This is a genomic window from Microbacterium sp. SS28 (assembly GCF_022761035.1).
Classification (GTDB): domain Bacteria; phylum Actinomycetota; class Actinomycetes; order Actinomycetales; family Microbacteriaceae; genus Microbacterium.
The window spans coordinates 74,617-100,697 of sequence record NZ_JAKWJP010000004.1 but is presented as its reverse complement, the minus strand read 5'-3'; the positions used below and the strand labels follow the sequence as shown (position 1 = coordinate 100,697).

Below are 26,081 nucleotides of genomic sequence, written 5' to 3'. Positions count from 1 at the left end.
GTTGCTGATCTGCGTTGCTGACGCACGTTGCGGTTCCGCCGTCCGCAGCCTCCCGCGGGCGCGGCGGGGCGCCGGGCGTCAGGCCACCTGCGAGGCCTTCGCGGCGGCGAGGTCTTCGAAGAGCTCCGTGTTGAACCGGTAGGCGAGAAGCACCTCGTCAATGACGCGCTCCTGCTCGGCGGCATCCCACGGCGCGATGTCGAGCTGCTCGCGGTAGACCTCCTTGAAGGCCTGCGGGTCGGCGATGTCGCCGAACAGGTAGAAACCGATGCCGTTCGTCTCGAACCCGAAGCGCCGCGCCATGAGTCGCCCGATGAAGAGGCCGCCCGAGAGGTCGCCGAGGTAGCGCGTGTAGTGGTGCGCGACGAACCCGCCGGGCCAGGTCGAACCGACGTGGTCGATGCGCGCGACGTAGCGGCGCGTGGTCGGGAGCGGCGTGATGCGCTCGCGCCAGTCCGGGCCGATGAGGAACTCGAGGTCGGCCTCGAGGGCGGGCAGGCGCGTGAGCTTGTCGCTGATGAAGACCGCCGCGACGGGGTCTGCGCGCATCCGCTCGGTCGCCGCCTCGAGCGACGAGTAGATGAACCAGTGCTGCGCCACGAGGGCGATGTAGTCGTCGCGGGTGCCGTCGCCCTTGATGAGGTCGGCCATGAAGCCCGCATGCTCGCTCGTCGAGTGGGCGGAGCCGGAGCGCTCGCGCAGCGCGGCGGAGAACGGGATCGGGTCGCTCATACCTTCAGGATAGCTCAAGGTAAGCACGACCTAAGTCATGATCTGCTACGCGTGCGGGCGGGGCTCCACGCCGAGGCGGCGGCACGCCTCGTCGTACAGCGCGACGACCTCGCGCCGCACGGCCGGCCGGTCGGCGATCGTGCCGCCGGGCCACGGCGCACGCACCGCGATCCGCTCGCCGTCGGCGCGCTGGGCCTCCCAGTCGCCGCCGTCGCCGTCGAATCCGGTCATCGTCGCCGACACGAGGCCGTCCTCCGACGAGAATGCGCGCGCGATCAGGAGGTTGTCGCCCGTGTGGTCGCCGTTCATGTGCCCCAGCACGGCCGCCACCACACCGTCGTCGAATCGGAACGTCATATTCACACCCTAGGGATGACGAGTCCGTCGGATCTCCCGGCGTGTGTTTGAATCTAGGAACGATCATCGGGGGGTGAGAGTTGAGGCTCCTTCGGCACCATCGCCGCCTAGGCGTTGCGACGGCGTGTGCGGCCGTCCTCGCTTTCGCGCTCTCCGGGTGCTCGGCGCCCGCCGCGATCGAGATCGACGTGCCCGCTCAGGTCGACGCCGACTTCTCCACCGAGACGGTCGACCAGCTGCAGGCGGCCGCGGCGCATGCGATGGCGGCAGCCGGCGCGCCCGGGGCCATCGTGGGCGTGTGGGCGCCGTGGAGCGGCGAGTGGGTCGCGGGCCTCGGCACGCAGAAGCCGGCCGGCGCGGGCTCCGCCGTGTCGACCGATCAGCAGTTCAAGGCCGCTCAGGTGACGAGGGCGATGACGTGCGACGTGCTCTACCGGCTCGCCGGCCAGGGTGTCGTCGCGCTCGACGACCCCGTCACGAAGTACGTCACGGGCGTCGCCGACATGAGCGAAGTGACGCTCGGTGAGCTGTGCGACGGCACCGCCGGCATCGGGTCGTACTCGGGCCAGCTGCTCTCGACGTGGCTCTCGATGCCCGAGCGCGTGTGGAACCCGCGCGAGCTCGCGAGCTACGGGCTCGGTCTTGCGCGCACGCAGCCCGGCACCGCCTTCCGCGACTCGGATGCGGGCTACGTGCTCCTGGGCCTCGCGCTCGAGCATGCGAGCGACTCGACGGCGGCCGAGCTGATCTCAGAGCAGGTCGCGACTCCGCTCGGGCTGTCGGCGACCCGGCTTCCGGCGGACGGCGCCGAACTGCCTTCGTCGATGCTGGCGGGCTATCTCTCGCAGCGCGACGCCGCGGGCGCGGCCAACTGCGCAGAGCCGCTCGACATCACGAAGCTCTCGACCTCGACCGGCTACACCGATGCGGGCGTCGTGACCGACATCCGCGACCTCGGACGCTACGCGCAGGCGCTCGCCGCGGACGCGCTCGTGCCCGCCGACACCGACCGGCTCGACGGCGCCCTCCCCGCCTACGACGGCGCGCCCGCGTGGTACACGACGCGCGGCGGCGTCTACCAGGCGGGCTCGCTCATCGGGCAGTCCGGCGCCGTCCCCGGGTATGCGACGGCCGCCTTCGCGGATCCCGCGTCGGGCCTCACGGTCGCCGTCGTGCTCAACAACTCCGCGGCCGGGTCGGGCATGGCGCTCGCGCTCGCATGGGAGCTCGCGGCGATCGCTTCGAAGGCGCCGGCAGCACCGGGTCAGACGGCCCCCGAGGCCGGCCTGCCCTGGACGGCTCAGCAGTACCACGACGCCATCACGGGGTCGGCGATCTGCCCCATCCCGTGACGGGATGAGCGCGCGCACGGGGCAGAACGCCGCCATCCTGCTCGTCGTCACGGGCCTCGCCTGCCAGGAGGTGGGCGCGGCGCTCGCGGTCGTGCTCTTCCCGCAGACGGGTCCGCTCGGCATCGTCATGCTGCGGCTCGCGTTCTCGGCCGTCATCCTGCTGCTCATCGCCCGCCCGAAGCTGCGTGGTCACTCTCGCAGCGGCTGGAGGGCGGTCATCGCCTTCGGGCTCGTGCTCGCGACGATGAACGGCCTGTTCTACCTCGCGCTGGAACGCCTCCCGCTGGGCGTGACCGTCACGATCGAGGTGCTCGGACCCCTCGCGCTCTCGATCGTCGCCGCGCGGCGCGCCTCGGCGTGGGCGTGGGCGGCCGTCGCGTTCGCGGGCGTGCTCGCGCTCGGCGGCGGCGGCTGGGAGCGGCTCGACCCGCTCGGCGTCGTCTTCGCGCTCGGCGCCGCGGCGAGCTGGGCGTTCTACATCCTCGCGTCGGCGCGCGTCGGGCGGGAGTTCCCCAAGCTCGACGGACTCGCGCTCGCCATGACGGTGGGCGCGCTCGTCGCCCTCCCGTTCGGCATCGCCTCGGCGGGCGAGGCGCTTCTGCGGCCGGGGCTGCTCGCGCTCGGGGCGGCGGTCGCGGTGCTCTCTTCGACGATCCCGTACGCGCTCGAGCTCATCGCGCTGCGCCGGCTCGCGGCATCCGCCTTCGCGATCCTCATGAGCCTCGCCCCCGCGACGGCCGCTCTCGCGGGGTGGCTGCTGCTGGGCCAGCACCTCGCGTGGCTCGAGATCGTCGGCATCGGCCTCGTGATCGTCGCGTCGATCGGGGCGGTGCGGTCGTCGCAGCGCGCCGCGCAGGAGGCGGCCGAGCCGATCGGCTGACGGATGCCGCATCCCGGGCTCAGCGTCGGGGGATCGTCGAGCCCCGGATGACGAGCCGCACGGGCAGGTGGTGCGTGCCCTCGCCGATGTCGACGCCGTCGATCGCGTCGAAGACGCGCTGCGCGGCGTGCCGGCCGAGCTGCTGGAGGTTGGCGTCGATGCTCGTCAGCTCGGGGCGCGAGTTGGTCGTGAGCACCTCCCAGTTGTCGTAGCCGATGACGGCGAGGTCGTCGGGCACGCGCCGCCCGAGGTCGCGCGCCGTGTCGAGCACGCCGCGCGCGATCTGGTCGGATCCGCAGAAGATCGCGTCGACATCGGGATGCTGCGCCAGGAGCATCGCGGCGGCATCGCGCCCCCACGGCTCGGACCAGACCGAGAACATCGGCTCGCCGACGAGCGCCAGACCGGCCGTCTCGAGCGCGGCGCGGGCGCCCGCGAGGCGGTCCTGCGCCGCCGCGTAGGCGGGATCGCCCGAGATGTGCGCGATGCGGGTGCGGCCGCACGAGATCAGATGCTCGATGGCGAGGCGGCCGCCCGCGTAGTTGTCGGGCGTCAGCGACAGGTCGCGCGGGTCGTCGGAGGGCGCGTACGCGTAGACGACGGGGACCGGGAGGTCCTGCCCGAGGGAGGAGCGCGGATCGGTCTGCCTGCCGACGACGATGATGCCGTCGACGCGGCGGCTCAGGAGCGCCTTGAGGTGGTGCTGCTCGCGGATCGCGTCGCCGCGGGCGTCGCACAGGAAGACGTTGACCTGGCCCGCGCCGAAGGCGTCCTCGGCGCCCATGAGGATCGGCAGCATGAAGCGGCCCTCGAGGTCGCTCGTGAGCAGGCCGACCGTGCCCGTGCGTCCTGCGAGCAGGCCGCGCGCCATCGCGTTGGGTGTGAAGGCGAGGGTCTCGGCGGCGTCGAGCACGCGCTTGCGCGTCGCGGGAGCGACATCCCCCCGTCCGTTGAGCGCTTTCGATGCCGTCGCGATGGAGACGCCTGCCATGCGCGCGACGTCGCTCAGCGTCGCGGCGCGCGACGTTCCCTCATACGCGACCATGTGCCCTCCCCGTTGCGGAAACGTTATCGGCATGGTGTCTTGACCGACCGTCTCGACTCACGATAGCGTCCCGAAAGGGATTTCGGAGTTTTCGGAACCTCGCCACCATGCACAGCGGTTCAGCCCGGCCCGACGCCGGCCGCCCCGCTCGATGAAGAGCAAGAGGAGACAGCATGACCAACCTGCGACGCCGGCGCGGATTCCGCGCACTCACGGCGATCATCGCGACCGGGGCGCTGATCGGCGGGCTGGCTGCCTGCTCCGGCGCAGAGACCCCGGCGCCCGCCGAATCGATCGGCCCCGAAGGGGTCGACGACGGCTCGACGCTGACCCTGTGGACGCGCGCGCCCCTCGAGAAGCAGGCCAACCTGCTCGTCGACGCGTACAACGCGAGCCACGAGAACCAGGTCGAGCTCACGGTCGTCCCGAACGACGACTACGTCGCGAAGGTCGGCGCCGCTGCCGGCTCGAACGGGCTCCCCGACCTGTTCGCCGCCGACATCGTCTACGTGCCCAACTGGGTCGAGGCGGGGCTCTTCCAGGACATCACCGAGCAGATCGACGGCCTCGACTTCAAGGACGAGATCAACAAGGGCCACCTGTCGGCCGGCACGAGCGACGGCCAGGAGCACGTCCTGCCGTTCGTGCTCGACCTGTCGATGCTCTTCTGGAACAAGGAGCTCTTCGCCGAGGCGGGCCTGGACCCCGAGAAGGCGCCCGCGAACCTCGAGGAGTACGCCGAGGCCGCCAAGGCTGTGCAGGCGCTCGGCAAGGACGGCGTCTACGGCACCGCGACGGGCCTCAACTGCGGCGGATGCCTCGTCTTCACGTGGTTCCCGAGCGTGTGGGCCGACGGCGAGGAGGTCATGAACGAGGAGGGCACCGAGTCGCTCCTGAACAGCGACACCGCGAAGGCCGTCTACGACACGTGGAACGACCTGTGGGAGTCGGGCGCCGTGCTGCCCAGCTCGCAGGACGAGGCGGGACCGACCTGGACGGCGGCGTTCACCGAGGGCAACGTCGGGCTCATGTTCTACCCCGCGACCCTGCTCTCGTCGACGCCGTTCGACGTCGGCGTCGCCGGCATCCCCGGCCCCGAGGGTGGCGCGTCGACGTTCGTCGGCGGTGACGGCATCGGCATCTCGAAGGACTCGAAGAAGTCCGCGCAGGCGTGGAACTTCCTCAACTGGCTCATGTCGGAGGACGCCCAGGTCGAGGTGCTCGCCAAGAACAACGACGTCGTCGCGCGCGCCGACCTCGCCGACAACGAGTACGCCGCCGAGGACCCGCGGCTCGTCACGATCAACGAGGTCGCGGGACAGGGCGACACGCCCGTCGCGCTGAACTTCCAGCAGGCGTTCAACGCTCCCGGCAGCCCCTGGCTGACGCTCGTGCGCAACGCCGTGCTCGAGGGCACCGACACGGTCGACGCCGACAACGACGGCATCACCGAGATCCTCCAGCAGTGACCCACGGAGGCTCGTGAGCCTCCACGCCTGCGAGGGCGGCGGGATGCCGCATCCCGCCGCCCTCGCGGCCCCAGCGAAAGTGAACCCGACATGGTCGCCGACACCCTCGACGCCCCGCCCGCGGCGCGACCGAAGCGCCCGCGCCGCTCGCGCCGGGCGCGACGCGAAGCCCTGCGCGGCTGGGGCTACGCCCTGCCGACGCTCGCGTTCGTCGTCTTCGTCTTCATCATCCCGCTCGGGCTCGTGCTGCGGATGTCGGCGTCGGACTGGCCGCTGCTCGGCGGCTACCAGGGCCCGAACTTCCCCGAGAACTACGTCGACGCCGTCGACCACCGGCTCTTCTGGGACTCGATCGGGTTCACGCTGAAGTACACCGTCATCACGACGGTGCTCCTGGTCGGGCTCGGCCTCGGACTCGCGATGCTGGTGCAGGAGTCGACGCGATGGAAGTCGATCCTGCGGACGTCGTTCCTCGTGCCCAGCGCGCTCGGGCTGGCCTCGGCATCCCTCCTGTTCTACGTCCTCTACTCGCCCTACGCCGGACCGTTCGCCGATCTCATGCAGACGTGGGGGTTCACGTTCCTCGGCACGCCCGAGGGCGCTCTGTGGTCGACCGTCTTCCTCGTCGTGTGGCGGTACGCCGGGTTCTACATGCTGCTGATGCTCGTGGGGCTGCAGGGCATCCCCGACGACGTCTACGAAGCCGCGCGGATCGACGGCGCGTCGCGCTGGCAGACGTTCCGCGACATCACGCTGCCGCTCCTTCGGCCGACCTTCGCGCTCACGATCGTGCTGTGCGTCACGGGGTCGCTGCTCGCGTTCGAGCAGTTCTACATCCTCACCAAGGGCGGACCCGACAACAGCACCATGACGATCGTGCAGCTCATCTACAACGTCGCCTTCCAGGGCCAGAACGACCTCGGCGTCGCCGCCGCGATCTCGGTCCTCGTGCTGATCGCGCTCGTCGTCATCAACATCTTCCAGCTGCGGGCGTTCCGTCGCCCCGAGGAGGGCTGAGCCATGACGACGCAGCAGACCTTCAGCGCGACCGACGTCATCCGCGTCGAGCCGCCCCGCACGTCCCCGCGCGGCCGCTCGGCCATCGGCCGCATCGTGCTCGGAGTGCCGTACTGGGTCTTCACGACGGCGCTCGCGATCATCTTCCTGTACCCGCTCGTGTGGACCGCGGTCTCGTCGGTGCAGCCGCGCGCCGGCACGAGCCAGACCGACGGCTGGGGCTTCGGCAACTACGTCGCGCTCGCGAACTACCAGGCGGGCATCTGGGTCTACCTCGGCAACTCGCTGTTCGTGTCGCTGCTGACGGTGCTCCTGACCCTCACGATCTCGCTGCTGGGCGGCTATGCGTTCGCGCGCTTCTCGTTCCCGGGCAAGAACATCCTGTTCCTCACGACGCTCGCGATCCTGATGGTGCCGTACGCGACGCTGCTGATCCCGCTCTACGTCATCCTCAACTCGGTCGGCCTCGCGAACTCGCTCGTGGGCGTCGCGATCGTGCTGACGATGTTCCAGCTGCCGTTCTCGATGTTCATGATGCGCATCTCGTTCGAGTCCGTGCCGCGCGAGCTCGACGAGGCCGCGATGGTCGACGGATGCTCGACCTTCGGCGCCCTGTGGCGCGTGCTGCTGCCCGCCGTCAAGCCGGGCCTCATCACGGTGGGCCTCTTCGCCTTCCTCGCGGCATGGAACGACTTCATGGCGCCGCTCATCCTCATCACCGACACGAACCGGATGACGCTGCCCCTCGCAGTGGCGAATCTGCGCGTGCAGGTGCAGGGCGTCATCGATTACGGCGCGACCGAGGCCGGCGTCGTCGTGCTGGCGCTGCCGTGCATCGTGCTCTTCCTCGTTCTGCAGCGCCACTACGTGCGCGGCTTCATGTCCGGTGCGTTCAAAGGATGACAATGACTTCGACTTCGATCCCCGCCGCGCCCGCCGTGCCGACCGTCCCCGCCGCGCCTGCCGTGCCGAGGCGCGGAGCACTGCGACCGCTCGGCCAGACGGAGGTGCGCATCACGGGCGGGTTCTGGGCGCGCCGGCAGCGGGTCAACGGCCGCGCGACCCTCGCCCACATCGAGTCGCGCCTCGAGTCCGAGGGCTGGCTGCCGAACTTCGACCTCGCCTCGACCGGCACCCTGCCGGCGGGCCGCCGGGGGCGCGAGTTCTCGGACTCCGAGGTCTACAAGTACCTCGAGGCGCTCGCATGGGAGATCGGCCGCACGTCCGACGGGGTGCTCGAGGCGCGGTTCCGCGCGATCGTCGCGCGCGTCGCGGCGGCGCAGGAGCCGGACGGCTACCTGAACACGATGTTCGGCCGGCCCGGCCAGGAGCCGCGCTGGGCCAACCTCGAATGGGGCCACGAGCTGTACTGCCTCGGGCACCTCTTCCAGGCGGCCGTCGCGCGTGAGCGTACGCGGCCCGGCGCCGACGACGGGCTGCTGGCGGTCGCGCGCCGCGCCGCCGACCTCGTGTGCGACGTCTTCGGACCCGACGGGATCGCGTCGATCTGCGGCCACGCCGAGATCGAGGTCGGGCTCGCCGAGCTCGCCCGACTCACGGGCGACGAGCGCTACCTCGCGCAGGCCCGTCTGTTCATCGAGCGCCACGGCGCCGCGACCCTCGCCGAGCACGAGTGGGGCCGTTCCTACTATCAGGACGACGTGCCGGTGCGCGAGGCCGACGTCCTGCGCGGGCACGCCGTGCGGGCGAACTACCTGTCGGCCGCTGCCGTCGACGTCGCGGTCGAGTCGGGCGACGACGAGCTGCTCGACGCGCTCCGCCGCCAGTGGGAGCGCACGATCGCGCGGCGCACCTACATCACGGGCGGGCAGGGATCCCACCACCAGGACGAGGCGTTCGGGGACGACTGGGAGCTGCCCGCCGACCGCGCCTACTCCGAGACGTGCGCGGGGATCGGGTCGATCATGTTCGCGTCGCGGCTCCTGCTCGCCGACGGCGACCCGCGGTACGCCGACCTCGTCGAGCGCACGCTCTACAACGTCGTGGCGACCTCGCCGAGCGCCGAGGGCACGGCCTTCTACTACGCCAACACGCTCCACGAGCGCGTGCCGGGCGTGCCCGCCGACCCCGAGGCGACCTCGCCCCGGGCAGCCGGTGCGCTGCGCGCGCCGTGGTTCGAGGTGTCGTGCTGTCCGCCGAACGTCGCGCGCACCTTCGCGAGCCTCGACGCCTACGTCGCGACCGCCGACGACGACGGCGTGCAGGTGCAGCAGTACGCGCGAGCCGAGGTGCGCACGACCCTGCCCGACGGCCGCGAGGTCGCGTTCGACGTCGAGACGAACTACCCCGAGGACGGCCTCGTGCGAGTGACCGTGCGCTCCGCCGGCGAGTGGACGCTCGGCCTGCGCGTGCCGTCGTGGGCGGTCGGCGCCGCGTTGCGCGCGCGGTCGGCAGACGGCGTCGAGGAGCGCGAGGTCGCTCCCGGTCTCGCCGAGGTGCGCCGGCGCTTCGCGGAGGGTGACGTCGTCGAGCTCGACCTGCCGGTCGCGCCGCGCGTCTCGGTGCCCGATCCGCGCATCGACGCCGTGCGCGGCTGCGTCGCGATCGAGCGGGGCCCCGAGGTGCTCGCGCTCGAGTCGGTCGACCTCGCTCCTGCGGGCCTCGACGACGTCGAGGGTGTCGCCGTCGACCTTTCGTCACCGCCCGTCGAGCGCGACGGCCGCGTGTGGGTCCGCGTCGCGGTCGCACCGTCGGGTGCGCACGCGTGGCCGTATGGAGGGGCTCCGGATGCCGCGTCCCCCGCGACCGCCGAGGTCCCCCTCGTCGCCTACCACGAGTGGGCCGAGCGCGGCCCGTCGACGATGCGGGTCTTCATCCCGGTGGCCTGACGGCCTGACGGGCGGCACGGCGCGGCTGGCCGGCGCGGCCCGACGGGCGGCACCGGGCGGGGACCGCGCGCACGAAAGCACCTGCCGAACCGCCCGGCTGCGAAGCCGCGGGGATCGGCAGGTGCTTCTTCGTCAGCTGCGGTCGCGCCCGTACGCGGCGAGCACCGCGAGGATGATGAGCCCGTAGATCAGGTTCTGGATCGTCGCGCCGAGGTTGAAGACCGCGACGAGCGTCGAGACCTGGCCGAGCACGAGCGCGCCGACGAACGTGCCGACCATCGAGCCCCGGCCACCGAACATCGATGCACCGCCCACGATGACCGCGGCGACCGAGCCGAGCAGATAGCTGTTGCCCATCGTGGTCTCGGCCTGCGAGAAGTAGCCGACGATGACGAGTCCCGCGAAGGCCGCGAGCAGGCCCGACACGGCATAGCCCGAGATGCGGATGCGGGCGACGGGCTGGCCCGCGAGGCGCGCGGCCTCTTCGCGCGAGCCCACGAGGAAGAGCGAGCGGCCCCACCCCGTGTAGCTGAGCACGAGCTGAAGCAGCAGCATGAGCAGCAGGGCGACGGGGAGCACTGCCGCGATCGACAGCCCCAGGATCTCGAAGCGGTGGGACGTGAACGACGTCACGAGGTCCGGGACGACAGTCAGTTCGGACAGCGGGAAGTTCAGCAGCAGGAGGCCGAACAGCAGTCCGTTCATCGCGATCGTCGTGACGATGGGCGTCAACCCGATCTTCGCGACGATCGTGCCGTTCACGAGTCCGATCACGACCCCGCTCGCGAGGGCGAGCAGGAGGGCCGGCACGGGGCCGAGCGTCGCGTTCCACGTGAGGAACCCGAGCGCCGCGAACGCGATCGTGTTCGGCACGGAGAGGTCGATGCCGCCCTGGATGACGGCGATCGTCTGTCCGTACGAGGCGACCGCGAGGATCGCGGCGAACGTCGCCGTGCTGAGGAGACCGGGAAGGCTGAAGAGCGAAGGACGGAGCATCCCGCCGATCACGAACAGTGCGATGAAGATCGCGATGCCCCAGCCGGCCCGCGGCATGCGCGACACCAGCCGCACGAACCGGCTCTGCGCGGAAGCGCCGTGGTCGACGAGATCGTCGTGCTCGTCCACGACGGTGCGCGTGTCACTCATGGTGTCCCTTTCGGAGCGCCGACCGGCGGATGCTCAGCTGCACGAGCCGCGGGATCACGACGACGGCGAGGATGATCAGCGCGCTGATGACGTACTGCCAGTAGGAGTTGATGCCGGCGAAGAACAGGATGTTGCCGACCATCCCGAGCACGGCAGCCGCGAGGACGGTGCCGAGGATGCTGCCCCGGCCGCCCGCGAAGGACGCACCCGAGAGGGCGACGACGGCGATCGAGCTGAGCAGATACGGGTCGCCGCTGCGCGGGTCTCCCGTGAGCGTCGAGCCGGCCAGCAGGATCGCGCCGAACGACACGATGCCGCCCGAGACCATGAAGGTCATGAGGATCGTGAGCCGCGGCTTGAGCCCCGCCGACTGCACCGCGACGCGCCCCGAGCCCACGCCGTAGACCTGTCGGCCGAACGCCGTGCGCTGCAGGAAGATCCAGAGCCCGACCGCCGCGACCGTGAGCCACACGACCGCGATGGGCACGTACGCGACGAGCTCTCCGCTCGTCGCGAGGTAGACCTCCTCGCTCAGCGCGCCGCCGGGGCGATCGAGGATCTGCCGGGCGAGGGCCGCATAGATGAAGGCTGTCGCGAGCGTCACGGCGATCGCAGGGAGGTTCACGTAGGCCACGAGCAGACCGTTGACCGCGCCGCACAGGACGCCGGTCACGACGCACAGCAGAATCGCGCCGGGTGCCGTCAGCGCGGCGATCTGCGTCGCGAAGACCACGTTGCAGAGGCTCGTGATGGCGCCGATCGAGATGTCGATGCCGCCGATCAGCACGATGAGCAGCTGGCCCAGCGCGATGAGCGCGAGAGGCGCGATGAGGCTCGCCGCCGATTGCAGCTGGAACCGTGTCAGCAGGCCGGGGTTGACGACGAGGTACACGCCGAAGAACACGACGAAGGCGAGGATCGGCGCGAGCGCGCCGTCGTAGCGCATGCGGCTCGCGCCGGATGCGAAGCGGCCGACCGCCTTGGGAGCGGTGGCGATCGTGGTCGTCGTGGGGCTCATGAGGTTCCCACCGCCGCCCCCACGATCGCGTCGGGTGTGATGTCGTCGCCCTCGAGCACGCGGGCGACCTGCCCGCGGTAGAGCACGGCGACCCGGTGGCACAGGTGCACCAGTTCCTCCACTTCGGTCGAGAACCAGACGATCGCGACACCCGCTTCCGCGAGTTCGAGCATCGCCCGGTAGAGCTCCTGCTTGGCGCGGACGTCGATGCCGCGCGTGGGGTCGTGGAGGAGGAGCACCGACCGCTTGCGGTCGATCCACCGGCCGAACACGACCTTCTGCTGATTGCCGCCGGACAGCGCGCCGACGGCTTCCTCGGGTCCGCGGGTGCGGACGCTGAGCCCGCCGAGCACGCGGTCGACCCAGGGGCGCTCGGCGCGCAGCAGCGCAGGGCCGCCCGCGCCGAACGAGCGCAGCCACGGGGCGAGCAGGTTCTCCCCGACTCCGAGGTTGAGGGCGAGGCCCTCGGTCTTGCGGTCCTCGGGCACGAAGCCGAGACCCGCGCGCACGGCGCGCGTGGGGCTGAGGTGCCGGATGTCCTTGCCGCCGACGCGCCACGTGTCGGCGACGGCCGGCGCGGCGCCGAACAGGCAGCGCAGCAGCTCGGTCTGCCCCTGGCCCTGGAGGCCGCCGATGCCGAGGATCTCGCCGCGGCGCGCCTCGAGGGTCACGTCGGCGAGGGTCTCGGAGCGCAGTCCCGCGACCTCGAGGGCGAGCGGGGCGTCGGCCGCGGGTGCCGGCGGACGCTCGGGGAACAGGCGACGCGTCGTGCGCCCGGCCATGAGTGAGACGAGGTCGTCGTCCGACCACGATCCGCGCGAGAACTCCCCCACAGAGACGCCGTCCCGCAGCACCGTGCCGCGGTCGGCGATCTCGGAGATCTCGCCGAGCCGGTGCGAGACGTAGATGATGCCGACGCCGCGCGCCGTGAGCTCGCGGATGCGGGCGAAGAGCCACTCGACTCCCACGGGGCTCAGGGCCGAGGAAGCCTCGTCGAGGATCAGCAGCTTCGGGTCCGCCGCGATCGCGCGGACGATCTCGATCACCTGCCGGTCGGCGAGCCGCAGATCGCCCACGACGGTCGCGGGGTCGAGGTGCGTCACGTCGAGGTCCGTGAGCAGACGCTCCGCCTGCTCGCGCGCCTGCCGCTGCGAGAACATCCCGCGCCCCCGCTTCTCGGGGAGCAGGAGGTTCTCGCCGACCGTCCAGTCCGGCACGAGGGCGAGCTCCTGGAACGCGCACGCGACCCCGCGTTCGCGGGCCTCGGCGATCGAGCCCACCGCGAACGGCTCGCCGTCGAGGGTGATGGTCCCGGAGGTGGCCGCCGTCGCACCCGCGAGGATGCGCGACACGGTGCTCTTGCCCGCGCCGTTCTCGCCGACGAGCGCGAGCACCTCGCCGGGCATGCACGTGAAGCTCGCGCCGGCGAGCGCACGCACGGGCCCATAGTTCTTGGTCAGATCGGATGCCGCGAGCAGCGGGTCCGTCCGCGGCACCGCGTCTGACGCGGTGCCGCGGAAGGGCTGATTGTCCACTTCGTCTCCTGGGACGTCGGTGTTCGGGCTACTTCTGGTAGAAGGCGAGGACTTCGTCGACCGTCAGGTCGAGTCCGGGGAAGTCGTAGCCGAGCTGGAAGTTGTCCGGCTGGTCGGGGAGGCAGAAGTCCTCGGCGTTGTCGTTCGTGATCTCGAGCGGCGGGTAGAACTGCTGCTTCTCGATGTCGTCGCCCTCGAGGAGCATGACGGCCTGCTCGAGGCCCTTGGCGTAGATGGCGGGCTGGCCGAAGACGTTGTTGCCGACGAGACCGTCGGGTCCGTACTCGACGAGCGTGCAGGCCTCGCCGTTGTAGCCCGAGCCGCCCACGACCGGGACGAAGGGGATGGCGGCATCGGCGAACGCCTCGGGGATGCCCTGTCCGCCCGTGAGGAACGAGTAGACGCCTCCGACGTCGGGGTTGGACTGCAGGATCTGGGCTGCGGCCTTCTGCGCGTCGGCCTCGTTCCAGCCGTTCGTGCCGCGAGCGACGATGTTCGCGCCCGCGTCCGTCAGGACCTGCTCGACACCGGGCATGGAGCCGTCGTTGAGCGGAACGCCCGCGAGGCCCTCGAGCACCGCGACGTCCTTGTTGTCGCCCAGCTGGTCGGCGAGCCACTCGGCGCCGATCGTGCCGGCGTTGGCCCAGTCGGTCGATACGACGTAGACGTAGTCGTTGTCGTAGGGGCCGCCGGTTGCGAGCACCGGGATGCCGGCGGCCTTCGCCTGCGCGATGGCGGCGTCGGCGCCGGTGGCCGAGGCCGGGTCGAACATGATGGCGTCGACGCCTTCGGCGATGAGGTTCTGGATGGCGGCGTTCTGCTGCGCGGCGTCGTTGTCGTTGGTGCGGACGATCTTGAGCTCGACCTTGTCCTTGTACTCGGGGCGTGCCGCGAGCGCCTGCATCGACGCGAGCCCCATCTCGCGCCAGGCCTGGCCGCCGAGGGGCTGCTGGAACCCGATGACGAACTTCTCGTCCCCCGAGCCGCTCGCGTCTCCGGTCCCCGCATCCGCGGGGGCCGACGTGCAGCCGGCGAGGATCAGGGCGGCGCCGGCGAGGGCAGCGGCCGCCGCGGCGACCCTGCGCTTGCGGGTGGGTGTTGACTGCATTGCTTCTCCTTTGAACATGCGTCAGGCCGGACTCCGGCCTCGGGCGGACCGTCGTGGGCCGCCTCGCGCTCGCTGGCAGATGCTGTGTTGACGAGCACGTGGGAGGGACACTACCGTAACTCTGACAGCGCTGCCAGTAGCGCTGGCAAACATCATTCATCTCACCCGTGGATCGCTTATCAGGTGTCGCACGGACCGCGAAGATGCGAGAGAGGAGACCCCCGACAATGGGTTCACAGCAGCAGACGAGCTTCGCTCCGGACGTCCAGGTCCGCGAGAACGGCCTGCGCATCGGGGCCATCGGCGCCGGCATGATCATGGCCGACGTGCACCTCGAGGCGTACCGCCAGGCGGGCTTCCCCGTCGTCGCGATCGCCTCGCGGACGCCGTCCAGGGCGCAGGCGCTCGCCGAGCGCTACGGCATCCCGACGGTGCACGACGACCCGCTCGCGCTCATCGCCGACACCGACGTCGAGATCGTCGACATCGCCTTCCCGCCCGACCAGCAGCCCGCGCTCATTCGCGCCGCGCTCGCGCAGGAGCATGTCAAGGGCATCCTCGCCCAGAAGCCCCTCGCCCTGACGCTCGACGAGGCGATCGCGCTGCGCGACGAGGCGGCCGCGGCCGGCAAGGTGCTCTCGGTCAACCAGAACATGCGCTTCGACCAGTCGATCCGCGTGCTGAGCCAGATCCTCGAGGCCGGCGAGCTCGGCGAGGTCGTCTTCGCGACGATCAACATGCACGCGATCCCGCACTGGCAGGGATTCCTCGAGGACTACGACCGGCTGACGCTCGCCAACATGAGCGTTCACCATCTCGACGCCCTGCGCTTCCTGTTCGGCGAGCCCGACGAGATCTACACGGTCACGCGCACCGACCCGCGCACGACGTTCGCGCACGAGGACGGCATCGTCGTGTCGACCCTCCGATTCCCCTCCGGCGTCCTGGCGATGTCGGTCGAGGACGTCTGGTCGGGTCCCCGCGAAGAGGGCTACGACTCCGACGCCGGCATCACGTGGCGCGTCGAAGGCACGCACGGCGTCGCGAAGGGCACCATCGGCTGGCCGACCGGCGACCCCTCGACGCTCACCTACGCCTCGACGAAGGCGACCGACGGACAGTGGGTGACGCCGGACTGGGACACGCACTGGTTCCCGCACGCCTTCATCGGCGTCATGGAGCAGCTGCAGTACGCGATCGCCTCCGGCACCGAGCCCGAGCTCACCGTCGCCGACAACGTCCGCACGATCGCGCTGATCGAGGCGGGCTACCGGTCGATCCGCGAGAACCGCCCCGTGCGGGTCGCCGAGATCCCGGTATGAGCAGCGCCGGCACCGACATCCACTCACCCATACGCACGACCACCACTGCAAAGGAGCAAGGCAAATGATCCAAGTCGGAATCTTCTCGGGGTACTTCCCGTACGACCTCGAGACCACGGCGCGGAAGATCCGCTCGCTGGGGTTCAACACGGTGCAGCTCGACCTGCACTTCACCGACATCGACCTCAGCGCGGGCCAGATCACCGATGAGAAGGCCAAGCGGGTGCGCGACACGTTCCGCGCGCACGATCTGCCGATCTGCGCGATCTCGGGCTACACCAACATCGTCCACCCCGATCTGGACGAGCGGACGCGTCGCGTCGACTACCTCAAGGAGATCATCCGCAACGCCCGCAAGTTCGGCACGCCCTACGTCATCTCGGAGTCGGGCACCTTCAACGCCGACAGCGACTGGGTCCACGATGACAAGAACAAGACGACCGAGGGCTACGACACGGCGCTCGCCGTGCTCGACGACCTGCGTCAGACCGCGTACGACCACGGCGCGACGTTCCTGCTCGAGACGTACGTCAACAACGTCATCGGCTCGCGCGAAGAGACCGAGCAGGTCTTCCGCGACCTCACGGGCCCCGGCATCCAGCTGCTGATGGACCCGACGAACTACTTCGAGACCCACAACATCGACCAACAGCAGGAGGTGCTGGGGTCCGTCTTCGACAGCCTCGGCGACCGCGTGCGGATCGCCCACGCGAAGGATGTCAAGCGGTCGGGCGACGACAAGAGCGAGAAGCACGCCGACATCGGCGACGAGCACGCGCTCGAGTCCCACACCTTCCGCGGCGTCGGCGAGATCGAGCTGCCCGCGGCGGGCCTCGGCGAGCTCGACTACGAGTTCTACGTGCGACGCCTCGCGGAGCAGAGCCCGAACGTGCCGCTCATCATCGAGCACCTCGACGAGAGCGACGTGCCGCGCGCCAAGAAGTTCGTCGACGACATCCTCACCAAGGTGGGTGTCTGACGATGACATCGAACCCGTCGGCGCCTCGTGGATCAGCCGTCGTCACCGGCGCAGGAGGAGCGCTGGGCCGCGCCATCGCGCTGCGCCTGGGCGCCGACGGGTTCGCCATCGGCGTGCTGGGCCGCGCGAGCGAGCAGCTCGACGAGACCGCGCGCCTGCTCACCGAACAGGGCACACGCAACCGCGTCCTGCACGTCGATCTGCGGAATGCCGCGTCGCTCGACGGCGCGCTGACCGAGGCCGAGGAGCACCTCGGCCCGCTGGAGGCCCTCGTCAACAACGCCGCGATCTACCCCGCGACGCCGTTCTTCGAGATCACGCAGGACGAGTACGAGGATGTCGTGCGCGTCAACCAGACCGCTTACTTCCTGGGGTCGCAGGGCGCCGCGCGGCGCATGGCCCCCCGCGGGTCGGGCGCGATCGTCAACATCGGGTCGATCACGTTCCACGGCGGATGGGCGAACCTCGCGAGCTACGTCTCGACGAAGGGCGCGTCGGTGGGTCTCACCCGCGCCCTCGCGCGCGAGCTCGGGCCCGCCGGCATCCGCGTCAACGGCGTCTCGCCGGGCGCCTTCCCCACCAAGGCCGAGGAGATCCACGAGAACCCGGCCGAGTACAACCAGTTCGTGATCGACCGTCAGTCGATCAAGCGTCGGGGGACCGACGCCGAGCTCGCCGCCGTCGTGGCGTTCCTCGTCGGCCCGGACGCCGCGTTCGTCACCGGGCAGACGATCAACGTCGACGGCGGCTGGATCATGGAGTGACCCCGATGACCCCTTCCCCCCTCTCGGCCGGCGCGCTGCGCCGGCGCACGGGCGACCTCGCCGCCTTCGCAGGCATCCAGGAGGTCGTCCTCAAGAACGGACGCGAGGAGGGCGTGCGCGCGCTCCTCGTGCGCAACGCCGCAGGACTCGAGGTCGAGGTGCTCATCGACCGCGCCTTCGACCTGGGCTCCGCCCGGTTCCGCGGCGAGCCCGTCGGGTGGCGCAGCGGCAACGGGTTCCGGCATCCCGGACTGCACGAAGCCGACGCCGAGGACGGTCTGTCGTGGCTGCGCGCCCTCGACGGGCTGCTCGTCACGGGCGGTCTCGACCACGCCCTCTTCGGGGGCGAGTACGACGCGACGCACTATGCCTATCCGCCGAAGCAGACCGTGCGCCACGGACTGCACGGCCGCCTCACGGCGATCCCCGCGCGGCTGCTGCGCGTCGAGGAGGACTGGAGTGACGAGGGCGGCGTGCTGCGCGTCGTCGGCGAGGTGATCCAGGCGACGTCGTTCGGCGAGCACCTGCGGCTCACCCGCACGATCGAGCTCGACGTCCACGGCTTCGAGATCCGCGTGCACGACGTCGTCGACAACCTCGGGTTCGAGCCGACGCCGCACATGTTCCTGTACCACCTGAACATCGGCTACCCCTACGTCGACGAGGGCACGCGACTCGTCGCGCCGATCACGTCGCACGTGTGGGCGTCCGACTCGACCTCGCAGCAGGGCGTCGCGTACGACGTGCTGTCGGCACCCGTCGACGGGTTCGTCGAGCAGGTGTGGGAGCACGCCGTCACGGCGGGTGCCGACGGGCGGCACCGCGTCGCGCTGCACGCGGCGGACGGCTCGCGCGGTGTCGAGGTGTCGTGGGATGCCGCGACCCAGCCGTACTTCTTCGAATGGCAGAACCTGCGCGCGGGGCAGTACGCCGTGGGCCTCGAGCCGTCGAGCAGCCCCGTCACGGGCGAGGCGGCGGCCCGCGCCGACGGAAGCCTGACGTGGCTGCGCCACGGCGAGAGCCGCACCTACGACATGACGATCGGCATCCTCGACGGTGCCGATGAGGTGGACGCCTCCCGCGTCCGCATCCGAGCAATCGGCGAACAGCCCGACGGCCTCCGCCCCTGACCTCCAGCCCACGCGTAGCGTGAACGACCGAACGGAACCAACGATGACCGACCCCCGACGCCCCGACTCCGGCATCCTGAGCGGCTACCGCGTGCTGGACTGCTCGATCGCGATGGCCGGCCCCTTCGCGGGCCAGCGACTCGGCGACCTCGGGGCTGACGTGATCAAGGTCGAGCCCACGACGGGCGAGTGGCAGCGGCACGCGGCGGCCGGGGGAGCGCGCGGCAACCAGATCAATGTGTCGTTCCTGTCGCTCAACCGCAACAAGCGCTCGCTCGCCGTCGACCTGAAAGCGCCCGAGGGCCGCGAGCTGCTGTACCGGCTCGTGGCTGAGTCCGACGTCTTCCTGCAGAACTACCGTCCGGGCGTCGCGGCGCGGCTCGGCGTCGACTACGAATCGCTGCGCGCGATCAATCCGTCGCTCGTCTACGTCTCGATCTCGGGCTACGGCGAGGACGGCCCGTACCGCGACCGCCCAGGGCAGGACCTCCTCCTGCAGGCGCTCAGCGGCGCGATGCTCTCCGCGGGTGCCGCGGGATCGCCTCCCCAGCCCGCCGGCCAGTACCTCGTCGACGCAGTCACTGCATCGACCGCGTTCGAGGCGGTCATCGCGGCGCTCCTCCACCGCGAGCGCACGGGCGAGGGCCAGCAGGTCACCGTCAACATGCTCGACGTCATCACGACGCTGCAGATGCAGGAGATCTCGGTCTTCACGATGGGCGGCGTGCCGCAGGAGCGCAGCGAGCAGCCGCACGCCCACGTCTACATCCGCGCGCCGTACGGCGCCTTCGCGACCGCCGACGGCTACCTCGCCCTCGCGATGCCGAACATGCCGACCCTCGGCCGGCTGCTCGACGAGCCGTCGTTCGCCGAGATGGACGGCGAGATCGACGGCTGGACGCGCCGCGACGAGATCCACGCCGTCGTCGCCGACAAGCTCCGCACGCGGACGACGAGCGAGTGGCTCGACATCCTGCAGCCGGCCGGAGTCTGGGTCGCGCCGGTGTACTCCTACGCCGACCTCGTCGACGACGAGCAGATCGCGCACAACGGCACGTTCGTCGAGTACGACCACCCCACCGAGGGCCGTGTCAAGACGCCCGGCTTCCCGTACCGCTTCTCGCGCACGCCCGCCCGCATCGACCGCGGCGCACCTCTCGCGGGCGAGCACACGCGCGAGATCCTCGACGACCTCGGCGTGACCGGCGACGAGGTGGAGGCGCTGCTCGCCGCGGGCGTCGTCGCGTCGTCCGAGGTCCGCGAGCCGTCTCAGCGGAGCGCGTGACATGACCTACTCCGGCCTCACGTGGGACCACCCGCGCGGGCGCGCCGCCCTCGAGGCGGCCGCGGCCCAGGCGCGCGGCAGCGGCCTCGACATCGCGTGGGACGTCCACTCACTGGAGGGCTTCGAGTCCGCCCCGATCGGCGAGCTCGCCGAGCGCTACGACCTCATCGTGCTCGACCATCCGCACCTCGGTGACGCGCTCGCAGAGGACTGCCTCCAGCCGATGGACGAGGTCATGGGCGCCGCATTCCTCGAGGACGTCGCGCGTCGCGCCGTCGGGCCGTCGCTCTCGACGTACGAGCTCGGCGGGCGAACGTGGGCGCTGCCGCTGGATGCCGCGACGCAGGTCGCCGCGCGCCGCGCCGATCTCGTCGCCGACGACCCGGTCGGCTGGGACGACGTCCTCGACCTCGCCCGTCGCGCGCCCGTCGCGCTGTCGCTGTCGGGCCCGCACGCCTACCTCACCTTCGCGTCGGTGTGCGCGAGCCTCGGGGACTCCCTCGCCCTCGGGGGCGCCGAGCAGATCGTCGCGCCGGAGGTGGGAGAGCAGGCGCTCGGCATCCTCGCCGAGCTCGCGGCATCCGCCCCCGAAGGCACTGACGCGCAGAACCCGATCGCGCTCCTCGAACGCATGGTCGCGACGGACGACATCGGGTGCATCCCGCTCGTCTACGGCTATGTCGGATATGCGGATGCCGCACGCCCGCGTCCCGTGACGTTCGGCCCGAGCCCCACGGGTCCGGGCGGCGTCGGCTCGACGATCGGCGGGACGGGCATCGCGCTCACGCGGCGCGCCCGGGTCTCGCCCGCGCTGCGCGAGCATCTCGCGTGGCTCCTGTCGGACGAGGCGCAGGTGTCGTTCATCCCCGCGCACGAGGGCCAGCCCTCGGTGCGGGCCGCGTGGGAGAGCGACGACGTCAACGCGCCGTTCCGCGACTTCTACCGGCGCACGCGCAGCACGATCGACGGCGCCTGGACGCGCCCGCGGTTCGCGGGATTCACGAAGGCCCAGACCGAGCTCTCGCGCGTCGTGCGCGAGGGCGTCCGTGAGCGGCGGGCGCCGGCCGCCGTGCTCGCGCAGCTCACCGACATCCAGCGCGCAGCGGTGCAGACGGCCGCGGAGGGGATCGCATCATGATCGAAAGCACCATCGACGAGGTCACGGTCGAGACCGACGGGCACGTCGTGCTCGTCACGCTCAACCGCCCCGAGAAGCTCAACGCCGTGACTCCCGAGATGTCGAAGGAGCTCGCGCGCCTCGCGCACGCGATCAACGACGACGACGACGTGCGGGTCGGCATCATCACGGGCGCCGGTGAGCGTGCGTTCTGCGCGGGCTCCGACATCCGCACCCTCGACGAATACGCGACGCCGTGGCAGTTCCGCAACCGCGGGGACTACTGCGACGCTCTGCGCGAAGTGCGCAAGCCGCTCATCGCCGCGATCAACGGCTACGCGTTCGGCGGTGGCGTCGAGACCGCGATGCTCTGCGACATCCGTCTCGCGTCCGAGAACGCGCAGCTCGCGGCGGCCGAGATCAAGCTCGGCTGGATCGGCGGGGGCGGCATGAGCGCCTTCCTCGCGCAGAGCGCAGGACCGAGCAACGCCGCCCTCATGCTGCTGACCGGCGACCCCATCCCCGCCTCCACGGCGAAGGACTGGGGCCTCGTGAGCGAAGTGCATCCACGCGAGCAGCTCCTCGCGCGTGCATGGGAGCTCGCGGGGGTCATCGCGGCACGGCCCCCGATCGCGGCGCAGACGGCGAAGGCCAACCTGCGCGCGACCTACACGATGCCCTTCGACGACGCCATGCGCTACGAGCGGGACCTGCAGACCATCTGCTTCGCGACGGAGGACGCCGCCGAGGGGCGCGCCGCCTTCGCCGAGAAGCGCCCGGCCGTCTTCCACGGCCGCTGATCGAGACCGGAGACCCCGCATGACCGACGCCGACTGGTTCCCCACGCTCGCCGAGACCCTGCCCGCCGATGCGGAGGCCGCCCTCCTCGTCGGCCGCGTCTGGCAGCCCGAGGTCGGCGGACCCACGCCTGTCGTCATCGACGGCGACGTCGTCCGCTCGCTCGCGCCGGCCTTCGCGACCGTGAGCGCCCTCGCCGAGCACTCCGACGCTGCGGCCGCCGCGCGAGACGACGCGGGGGAGGTCATCGGCACGCTCGCCGAGATCCACGCGAACACGGCGTTCGACCGTCGCGATGCCGAGAAGCCGTGGCTGCTCGCTCCGCACGACCTGCAGGCCGTCAAAGCGGCGGGCGTCACGTTCGCGGTCTCGATGATCGAGCGGGTCATCGAGGAGCGTGCGCGAGGGGATCTGGATGCCGCGGCCGCCCTGCGCGCCGTCATCGCCGATCGCATCGGAGGCGACCTGCGGGGCATCGTGCCCGGCTCCGAGCGGGCGGCGGAGCTCAAGGGCTTCCTCGTCGACGAGGGCCTCTGGTCGCAGTACCTCGAGGTCGGGATCGGTCCGGATGCCGAGATCTTCACGAAGGCGATGCCTCTGTCGTCGCGAGGCACGGGCGATGAGATCGGCGTGCTGTCGAGTTCCACGTGGAACAATCCCGAGCCCGAGGTGGCGCTCGTCGTGTCGTCGGCAGGCGTCGTCGTCGGCGCGACTCTCGCGAACGACGTCAATCTGCGCGATATCGAGGGCCGCAGCGCCCTGCTGCTGCCGAAGGCGAAGGACAACAACGCGTCGTGCGCGACAGGTCCGTTCATCCGCCTGTTCGACGGCGCGTTCGGCATCGACGACGTGCGCGGCATGGAGATCAGCGTCGAGGTGCAGGGCACCGACGGGTTCACGCTCAGCGCGGCATCCGACATGCGCCAGATCAGCCGCGACCCGCTCGACCTCGTGAGCCAGCTCATCGGCCCGCACCACCAGTACCCCGACGGCGCGATCCTCATGCTCGGCACACTGTTCGCGCCCATCGACGACCGCGACGCGCCCGGCAAAGGCTTCACGCATAGGCTGGACGACGTGGTCGCGATCCGCTCGCAGGGGCTTGGCACGCTGAGCAACGTCGTTCGTCACAGCGAGGAGTGCGAGCCGTGGACCTTCGGGGTCACGGCCCTCATGCGCAACCTCGCTGCGCGAGGACTTCTATGACGGATCCCGAGCCGCCGCCCGAGCCGCGCTTCACGCGCCGCAACACCCGGACGGTCACGCTCGACGAGGTGGCCGCGCTCGCCGGGGTGTCGCCGTCGACGGTGTCGCGCGCGATCCGCGACCCAGAACAGGTGTCGGTCGCCGCCTACGAAGCTGTCATGCGCGCCGTCGAGGCGACGAACTACGTCCCCAACCGCGCCGCGAGCAACCTCGCCTCGAACCGCAGCGGAACCGTTGCGGCGGTCATGCCCGCGATGTCGTACTCGGTCTTCGCCGACACCGTCCACGGGCTCGAGGCCGAGCTGTCGGCCGCCGGCGTGCAGCTCTTCCTCGGCACTTCGGGCTATGACGAGGAGCGCGAGGAGCAGGTCGTGCGCGCCTTCCTCGGACGACGCCCCGACGGCATCGTCATGGTCGGCGCTTCGCACACCGCCGGCACGCGCGAGATGCTCCGCCGCGCGCGCATCCCCGTCATCGAGACGTGGGACTGGTCGGACGACCCGATCGACTCGCTCGTGGGCTTCTCGAACGGCGCGGCCTTCGCGGCGATCGTCGAGTACGTCGTCGAGGCCGGCTACCGCCACCCCACCTTCGCGGGCTGGCTGACCGGCGCGGACTCCCGCGCCCGCGCCCGTCGCGACGGGTTCGAGGCGACCCTGCGGCGGCTGCTGCCGGACGAGCTGGCACGCGTGCTCGACACGGGATCGCGCGGCATCAGCGTCGAGGCGGGCGGCTGGCTGCTCGCGGAGGCGCTGGAGCAGCATCCCGAAACCGACGTCCTCGTGTGCGCGAGCGACATCTTCGCGACCGGCGCCGTGCTCGAGGCGCAGCGTCGCGGCCTGGACGTGCCCCGCGACATCGCGATCACAGGATTCGGCGACTTCGAGATCAGCCGCTACCTGCACCCCGCGCTGACGACCGTGCAGACCCCCAACAACAGCATCGGCCGCCGCGCCGGCGAGCTCATCCTCGAGCGCATCGCCGAACCCGACGCCGCGCCCGTATCCATCGATCTCGGCTTCACACTCGTCGTGCGCGAAAGCGCGTGACCCTCGGCTCCCTGACGGAGGACCCATGTCGACCCTGACCACGACCGACCCGCGCACGGGTGTGCGCACCGACACCGGCATCGAGGTGACCTCCGACGCCGAGGTCGACGAGATCGTCGAACGCGCCGTGGGCGCTATGGAGGAGCTCGAGCAGCGTCCCCGTGCGTGGCGCGCCGACCTGCTCGACGCGCTCGCCGACGCGCTCGACGAGCGCCGCGACGAGCTCGTGGCGATCGCCGCCGCCGAGACGGGGCTGACCTCGGTGCGTCTCAACGGCGAGCTGACCCGTACGACGTATCAGCTGCGACTGTTCGGCGAGGCGGTGCGCGACGGCGGCTACCTCGAGGCCGCGATCGATCACGCGGGCGACACCCCCATGGGTCCGCAGCCGGATGTCCGACGGATGCTGGTCGCCATCGGCCCCGTCGCGGTGTTCGGTTCGAGCAACTTCCCGTTCGCGTTCTCGGTGCCCGGCGGCGACACGGCCTCGGCGCTCGCGGCAGGCAACGCCGTCATCGCGAAGGCGCACAGCGCCCACCCGCTCACGTCGCGCGCGAGCTTCGAGGCGCTGCGCGAGGGCGCCCGCCGCGCCGGGGCGCCGGCGGGAACCGTCGGCATCGTCTACGGTCAGGCGGCGGGCACGCGGCTCGTCGGCCACCCCGGCGTGGCCGCCGTCGGGTTCACGGGATCGCTCGGCGCCGCCAACCACCTGCGCGCCGCGATCGACGAGCGCGAGCGTCCCATCCCCTTCTACGGCGAGCTGCAGAGCGTCAACCCGCTCGTCGTCGGGCCCGCGGCGCTCGCCGCCCGCGGCGCCGAGATCGCGGCGGGCCTCGCAGCCTCGGTCACGGGATCGGGCGGCCAGCTCTGCACGAAGCCCGGCATCGCGTTCATCCCCGCGGGCGAGGGGGCGGACGGATTCGCCGAACAGCTCGTCGCCGCGATGAGCGCCGCCGACCCCGGCGTCCTGCTCAACGACCGCGTGCTCGCGTCGTTCCGCGACGCCGAGCGCGAGCTCGAGCAGGCGCCGGCCGTGGAGTCGCTCCTGGGCGACGCCGAGGCGTCAGCGGGCGACGGCTTCGCGGTCGCCCCGCGCGTCCTGCGCGTGCCGGCCGGCGAGCTCACGCCCGAGCACACCGTCGAGGCCTTCGGCCCGCTCGTGCTGCTGGTGGACTACGCCGACACGGCGCAGCTGCTCGGTGCGCTGCAGGCCGTGCCCGACTCGCTCACGACGACGTTCCACGCCGAGAGCGCCGACTATCCGGCAGTCTCGAGCCTCCTGCCGCAGATCTCGGCGGCCGCGGGACGCATCGTCTTCAACGGCTACCCGACCGGCGTGCGGGTCTCGTGGGCACAGCACCACGGTGGCCCGTGGCCCGCGACGAACTCGTTCCACACGTCGGTCGGCATCACCTCGATCCGCCGGTTCCTGCGGCCCCTCGCGTGGCAGAACGCACCCGCCGAGCTGCTGCCGGAAGAGCTGCGCGACGAATACCGCGAGATCGCGCGTCGCGTCGACGGCGTGCTCGAGGCGGGCGTTCCCGTCGGGGCGTAGAGGGCGCGCGGTTCGCCGCGGCCGGGGCCGTTCTCCCGGCTCGGGTGCGACGCCTCGGCTGGCTCAGCGACCGTGGGAGTGGTGCGTTGAGGACGCCGCCGCCTGCCCTGTTATGCTGGCCGGGCGCCGAAAGGCGTCCCCCCGGGGATGTAGTTCAATGGCAGAACTTCAGCTTCCCAAGCTGATAGCGCGGGTTCGATTCCCGTCATCCCCTCCAATGCCCCGACGTGCCGACGAAGTCGGTGCGGCGGGGCTTTCGTGTGGATGCCGTAGAAACCGATCCGCTTCGGGCAGTCCCGCTCCGCCGGAGGCTCCGCGCAGCGCGAAGCGATGCGTGGAGTGGCGGAGTGGCCGATTCCCGTCATCCC

The 26,081-nt window shown here is 71.1% G+C and carries 23 protein-coding genes and 1 tRNA gene; 17 read left to right on the top strand and 7 right to left on the bottom strand.

The genetic code is table 11. The features are described 5' to 3' along the window. Nucleotides 1-78: 78 nt before the first annotated feature. Nucleotides 79-732, bottom strand: coding sequence for a heme oxygenase (biliverdin-producing) (locus tag MJ607_RS12175; protein WP_243075871.1), 654 nt, complete (start codon nucleotides 730-732; stop codon nucleotides 79-81). A gap of 45 nt (nucleotides 733-777) precedes the next feature. Then, a complete protein-coding gene (locus MJ607_RS12170; RefSeq protein ID WP_243075870.1) occupies nucleotides 778-1,089 on the bottom strand; it encodes a DUF2470 domain-containing protein in 312 nt (103 codons plus the stop codon). Between the two features lie 188 nt (nucleotides 1,090-1,277). Between MJ607_RS12170 and MJ607_RS12165 the strand changes: the two genes are divergently transcribed. After that, entirely contained in the window at nucleotides 1,278-2,441 is a 1,164-nt protein-coding gene (locus MJ607_RS12165; protein ID WP_308193834.1) for a serine hydrolase domain-containing protein, read from the top strand. Nucleotides 2,442-2,445: 4 nt separating this feature from the next. Next, complete coding sequence (locus MJ607_RS12160) at nucleotides 2,446-3,321, top strand: DMT family transporter (protein ID WP_243075868.1); 876 nt, start codon at nucleotides 2,446-2,448, stop codon at nucleotides 3,319-3,321. Between the two features lie 19 nt (nucleotides 3,322-3,340). Here MJ607_RS12160 and MJ607_RS12155 read toward each other — a convergent pair whose 3' ends face one another. Further along, nucleotides 3,341-4,366, bottom strand: a complete 1,026-nt coding sequence (locus MJ607_RS12155; RefSeq protein WP_243075867.1) for a LacI family DNA-binding transcriptional regulator — start codon at nucleotides 4,364-4,366, stop codon at nucleotides 3,341-3,343. A gap of 173 nt (nucleotides 4,367-4,539) precedes the next feature. On the opposite strand from MJ607_RS12155, the gene MJ607_RS12150 reads away from it, so the two are divergent. The 4 genes from MJ607_RS12150 to MJ607_RS12135 all read left to right on the top strand — a co-directional run bounded on the left by MJ607_RS12150 (nucleotide 4,540) and on the right by MJ607_RS12135 (nucleotide 9,701). Next, complete coding sequence (locus MJ607_RS12150; protein ID WP_243075866.1) at nucleotides 4,540-5,835, top strand: sugar ABC transporter substrate-binding protein; 1,296 nt, start codon at nucleotides 4,540-4,542, stop codon at nucleotides 5,833-5,835. A 90-nt stretch (nucleotides 5,836-5,925) separates the two neighbouring features. Further along, nucleotides 5,926-6,852: a carbohydrate ABC transporter permease gene (locus MJ607_RS12145; protein ID WP_243075865.1), complete on the top strand. Its 927-nt coding sequence runs from the start codon at nucleotides 5,926-5,928 to the stop codon at nucleotides 6,850-6,852. A 3-nt stretch (nucleotides 6,853-6,855) separates the two neighbouring features. Next, a complete protein-coding gene (locus MJ607_RS12140; protein ID WP_243075864.1) occupies nucleotides 6,856-7,755 on the top strand; it encodes a carbohydrate ABC transporter permease in 900 nt (299 codons plus the stop codon). Then, entirely contained in the window at nucleotides 7,752-9,701 is a 1,950-nt protein-coding gene (locus MJ607_RS12135; RefSeq protein WP_243075863.1) for a glycoside hydrolase family 127 protein, read from the top strand. Before MJ607_RS12140 ends, MJ607_RS12135 begins: the two co-directional genes overlap by 4 nt. Nucleotides 9,702-9,833: 132 nt before the next feature. On the opposite strand, the gene MJ607_RS12130 is transcribed toward MJ607_RS12135, so the two are convergent. The 4 genes from MJ607_RS12130 to MJ607_RS12115 are packed head-to-tail and all read right to left on the bottom strand — an operon-like array spanning nucleotide 9,834 to nucleotide 14,508. Beyond that, complete coding sequence (locus tag MJ607_RS12130) at nucleotides 9,834-10,847, bottom strand: ABC transporter permease (RefSeq protein WP_243075862.1); 1,014 nt, start codon at nucleotides 10,845-10,847, stop codon at nucleotides 9,834-9,836. Then, the gene (locus tag MJ607_RS12125) at nucleotides 10,840-11,865 is read right to left on the bottom strand and encodes an ABC transporter permease (protein ID WP_243075861.1); all 1,026 of its coding nucleotides are present in this window, start codon (nucleotides 11,863-11,865) and stop codon (nucleotides 10,840-10,842) included. The genes MJ607_RS12130 and MJ607_RS12125 overlap by 8 nt, the downstream gene beginning before the upstream one ends. Further along, nucleotides 11,862-13,400 carry a sugar ABC transporter ATP-binding protein gene (locus tag MJ607_RS12120; protein WP_243075860.1) on the bottom strand — a complete coding sequence of 513 codons (1,539 nt, stop codon included), beginning with the start codon at nucleotides 13,398-13,400 and terminating at the stop codon, nucleotides 11,862-11,864. The genes MJ607_RS12125 and MJ607_RS12120 overlap by 4 nt, the downstream gene beginning before the upstream one ends. 28 nt (nucleotides 13,401-13,428) lie before the next feature. After that, entirely contained in the window at nucleotides 13,429-14,508 is a 1,080-nt protein-coding gene (locus MJ607_RS12115) for a substrate-binding domain-containing protein (RefSeq protein ID WP_243075859.1), read from the bottom strand. A gap of 227 nt (nucleotides 14,509-14,735) precedes the next feature. Between MJ607_RS12115 and MJ607_RS12110 the strand changes: the two genes are divergently transcribed. The 11 genes from MJ607_RS12110 (at nucleotide 14,736) to MJ607_RS12060 (ending at nucleotide 25,930) form a co-directional block, all read left to right on the top strand. Next, nucleotides 14,736-15,830: a Gfo/Idh/MocA family protein gene (locus tag MJ607_RS12110; RefSeq protein WP_243075858.1), complete on the top strand. Its 1,095-nt coding sequence runs from the start codon at nucleotides 14,736-14,738 to the stop codon at nucleotides 15,828-15,830. Nucleotides 15,831-15,894: 64 nt separating this feature from the next. After that, nucleotides 15,895-16,809 carry a sugar phosphate isomerase/epimerase gene (locus MJ607_RS12105; protein WP_243075857.1) on the top strand — a complete coding sequence of 305 codons (915 nt, stop codon included), beginning with the start codon at nucleotides 15,895-15,897 and terminating at the stop codon, nucleotides 16,807-16,809. Between the two features lie 2 nt (nucleotides 16,810-16,811). Beyond that, complete coding sequence (locus MJ607_RS12100) at nucleotides 16,812-17,573, top strand: SDR family NAD(P)-dependent oxidoreductase (protein ID WP_243075856.1); 762 nt, start codon at nucleotides 16,812-16,814, stop codon at nucleotides 17,571-17,573. 5 nt (nucleotides 17,574-17,578) lie between these two features. Continuing rightward, nucleotides 17,579-18,703, top strand: a complete 1,125-nt coding sequence (locus tag MJ607_RS12095) for an aldose 1-epimerase family protein (RefSeq protein WP_243075855.1) — start codon at nucleotides 17,579-17,581, stop codon at nucleotides 18,701-18,703. Nucleotides 18,704-18,746: 43 nt separating this feature from the next. After that, nucleotides 18,747-19,988 (top strand): CaiB/BaiF CoA-transferase family protein, encoded by a 1,242-nt coding sequence (locus MJ607_RS12090; RefSeq protein ID WP_243075854.1) that lies wholly within the window; start codon nucleotides 18,747-18,749, stop codon nucleotides 19,986-19,988. A 1-nt stretch (nucleotide 19,989) separates the two neighbouring features. Further along, nucleotides 19,990-21,126: an extracellular solute-binding protein gene (locus MJ607_RS12085; protein ID WP_243075853.1), complete on the top strand. Its 1,137-nt coding sequence runs from the start codon at nucleotides 19,990-19,992 to the stop codon at nucleotides 21,124-21,126. Further along, nucleotides 21,123-21,905, top strand: coding sequence for an enoyl-CoA hydratase/isomerase family protein (locus MJ607_RS12080; protein WP_243075852.1), 783 nt, complete (start codon nucleotides 21,123-21,125; stop codon nucleotides 21,903-21,905). Before MJ607_RS12085 ends, MJ607_RS12080 begins: the two co-directional genes overlap by 4 nt. A gap of 19 nt (nucleotides 21,906-21,924) precedes the next feature. Next, nucleotides 21,925-23,109 carry a fumarylacetoacetate hydrolase family protein gene (locus tag MJ607_RS12075; RefSeq protein WP_243075851.1) on the top strand — a complete coding sequence of 395 codons (1,185 nt, stop codon included), beginning with the start codon at nucleotides 21,925-21,927 and terminating at the stop codon, nucleotides 23,107-23,109. Then, complete coding sequence (locus MJ607_RS12070) at nucleotides 23,106-24,158, top strand: LacI family DNA-binding transcriptional regulator (RefSeq protein WP_243075850.1); 1,053 nt, start codon at nucleotides 23,106-23,108, stop codon at nucleotides 24,156-24,158. Before MJ607_RS12075 ends, MJ607_RS12070 begins: the two co-directional genes overlap by 4 nt. A 25-nt stretch (nucleotides 24,159-24,183) precedes the next feature. Next, nucleotides 24,184-25,713: an aldehyde dehydrogenase family protein gene (locus MJ607_RS12065; RefSeq protein ID WP_243075849.1), complete on the top strand. Its 1,530-nt coding sequence runs from the start codon at nucleotides 24,184-24,186 to the stop codon at nucleotides 25,711-25,713. Nucleotides 25,714-25,856: 143 nt separating this feature from the next. Continuing rightward, a tRNA-Gly gene (locus MJ607_RS12060) sits at nucleotides 25,857-25,930 on the top strand. Nucleotides 25,931-26,081: the final 151 nt, after the last annotated feature.

Bases quoted from the DNA above. Each gene is read 5' to 3' on its own strand.
- MJ607_RS12115 (WP_243075859.1), bottom strand. From the start codon at position 14,508: ATGCAGTCAACACCCACCCGCAAGCGCAGGGTCGCCGCGGCGGCCGCT.
- MJ607_RS12130 (WP_243075862.1), bottom strand. From the start codon at position 10,847: ATGAGTGACACGCGCACCGTCGTGGACGAGCACGACGATCTCGTCGAC.
- MJ607_RS12145 (WP_243075865.1), top strand. From the start codon at position 5,926: ATGGTCGCCGACACCCTCGACGCCCCGCCCGCGGCGCGACCGAAGCGC.
- MJ607_RS12075 (WP_243075851.1), top strand. From the start codon at position 21,925: ATGACCGACGCCGACTGGTTCCCCACGCTCGCCGAGACCCTGCCCGCC.
- MJ607_RS12080 (WP_243075852.1), top strand. From the start codon at position 21,123: ATGATCGAAAGCACCATCGACGAGGTCACGGTCGAGACCGACGGGCAC.
- MJ607_RS12110 (WP_243075858.1), top strand. From the start codon at position 14,736: ATGGGTTCACAGCAGCAGACGAGCTTCGCTCCGGACGTCCAGGTCCGC.
- MJ607_RS12155 (WP_243075867.1), bottom strand. From the start codon at position 4,366: ATGGTCGCGTATGAGGGAACGTCGCGCGCCGCGACGCTGAGCGACGTC.
- MJ607_RS12085 (WP_243075853.1), top strand. From the start codon at position 19,990: ATGACCTACTCCGGCCTCACGTGGGACCACCCGCGCGGGCGCGCCGCC.
- MJ607_RS12065 (WP_243075849.1), top strand. From the start codon at position 24,184: ATGTCGACCCTGACCACGACCGACCCGCGCACGGGTGTGCGCACCGAC.
- MJ607_RS12160 (WP_243075868.1), top strand. From the start codon at position 2,446: ATGAGCGCGCGCACGGGGCAGAACGCCGCCATCCTGCTCGTCGTCACG.
- MJ607_RS12175 (WP_243075871.1), bottom strand. From the start codon at position 732: ATGAGCGACCCGATCCCGTTCTCCGCCGCGCTGCGCGAGCGCTCCGGC.
- MJ607_RS12140 (WP_243075864.1), top strand. From the start codon at position 6,856: ATGACGACGCAGCAGACCTTCAGCGCGACCGACGTCATCCGCGTCGAG.
- MJ607_RS12100 (WP_243075856.1), top strand. From the start codon at position 16,812: ATGACATCGAACCCGTCGGCGCCTCGTGGATCAGCCGTCGTCACCGGC.
- MJ607_RS12095 (WP_243075855.1), top strand. From the start codon at position 17,579: ATGACCCCTTCCCCCCTCTCGGCCGGCGCGCTGCGCCGGCGCACGGGC.
- MJ607_RS12125 (WP_243075861.1), bottom strand. From the start codon at position 11,865: ATGAGCCCCACGACGACCACGATCGCCACCGCTCCCAAGGCGGTCGGC.
- MJ607_RS12150 (WP_243075866.1), top strand. From the start codon at position 4,540: ATGACCAACCTGCGACGCCGGCGCGGATTCCGCGCACTCACGGCGATC.
- MJ607_RS12170 (WP_243075870.1), bottom strand. From the start codon at position 1,089: ATGACGTTCCGATTCGACGACGGTGTGGTGGCGGCCGTGCTGGGGCAC.
- MJ607_RS12135 (WP_243075863.1), top strand. From the start codon at position 7,752: ATGACAATGACTTCGACTTCGATCCCCGCCGCGCCCGCCGTGCCGACC.
- MJ607_RS12105 (WP_243075857.1), top strand. From the start codon at position 15,895: ATGATCCAAGTCGGAATCTTCTCGGGGTACTTCCCGTACGACCTCGAG.
- MJ607_RS12090 (WP_243075854.1), top strand. From the start codon at position 18,747: ATGACCGACCCCCGACGCCCCGACTCCGGCATCCTGAGCGGCTACCGC.
- MJ607_RS12070 (WP_243075850.1), top strand. From the start codon at position 23,106: ATGACGGATCCCGAGCCGCCGCCCGAGCCGCGCTTCACGCGCCGCAAC.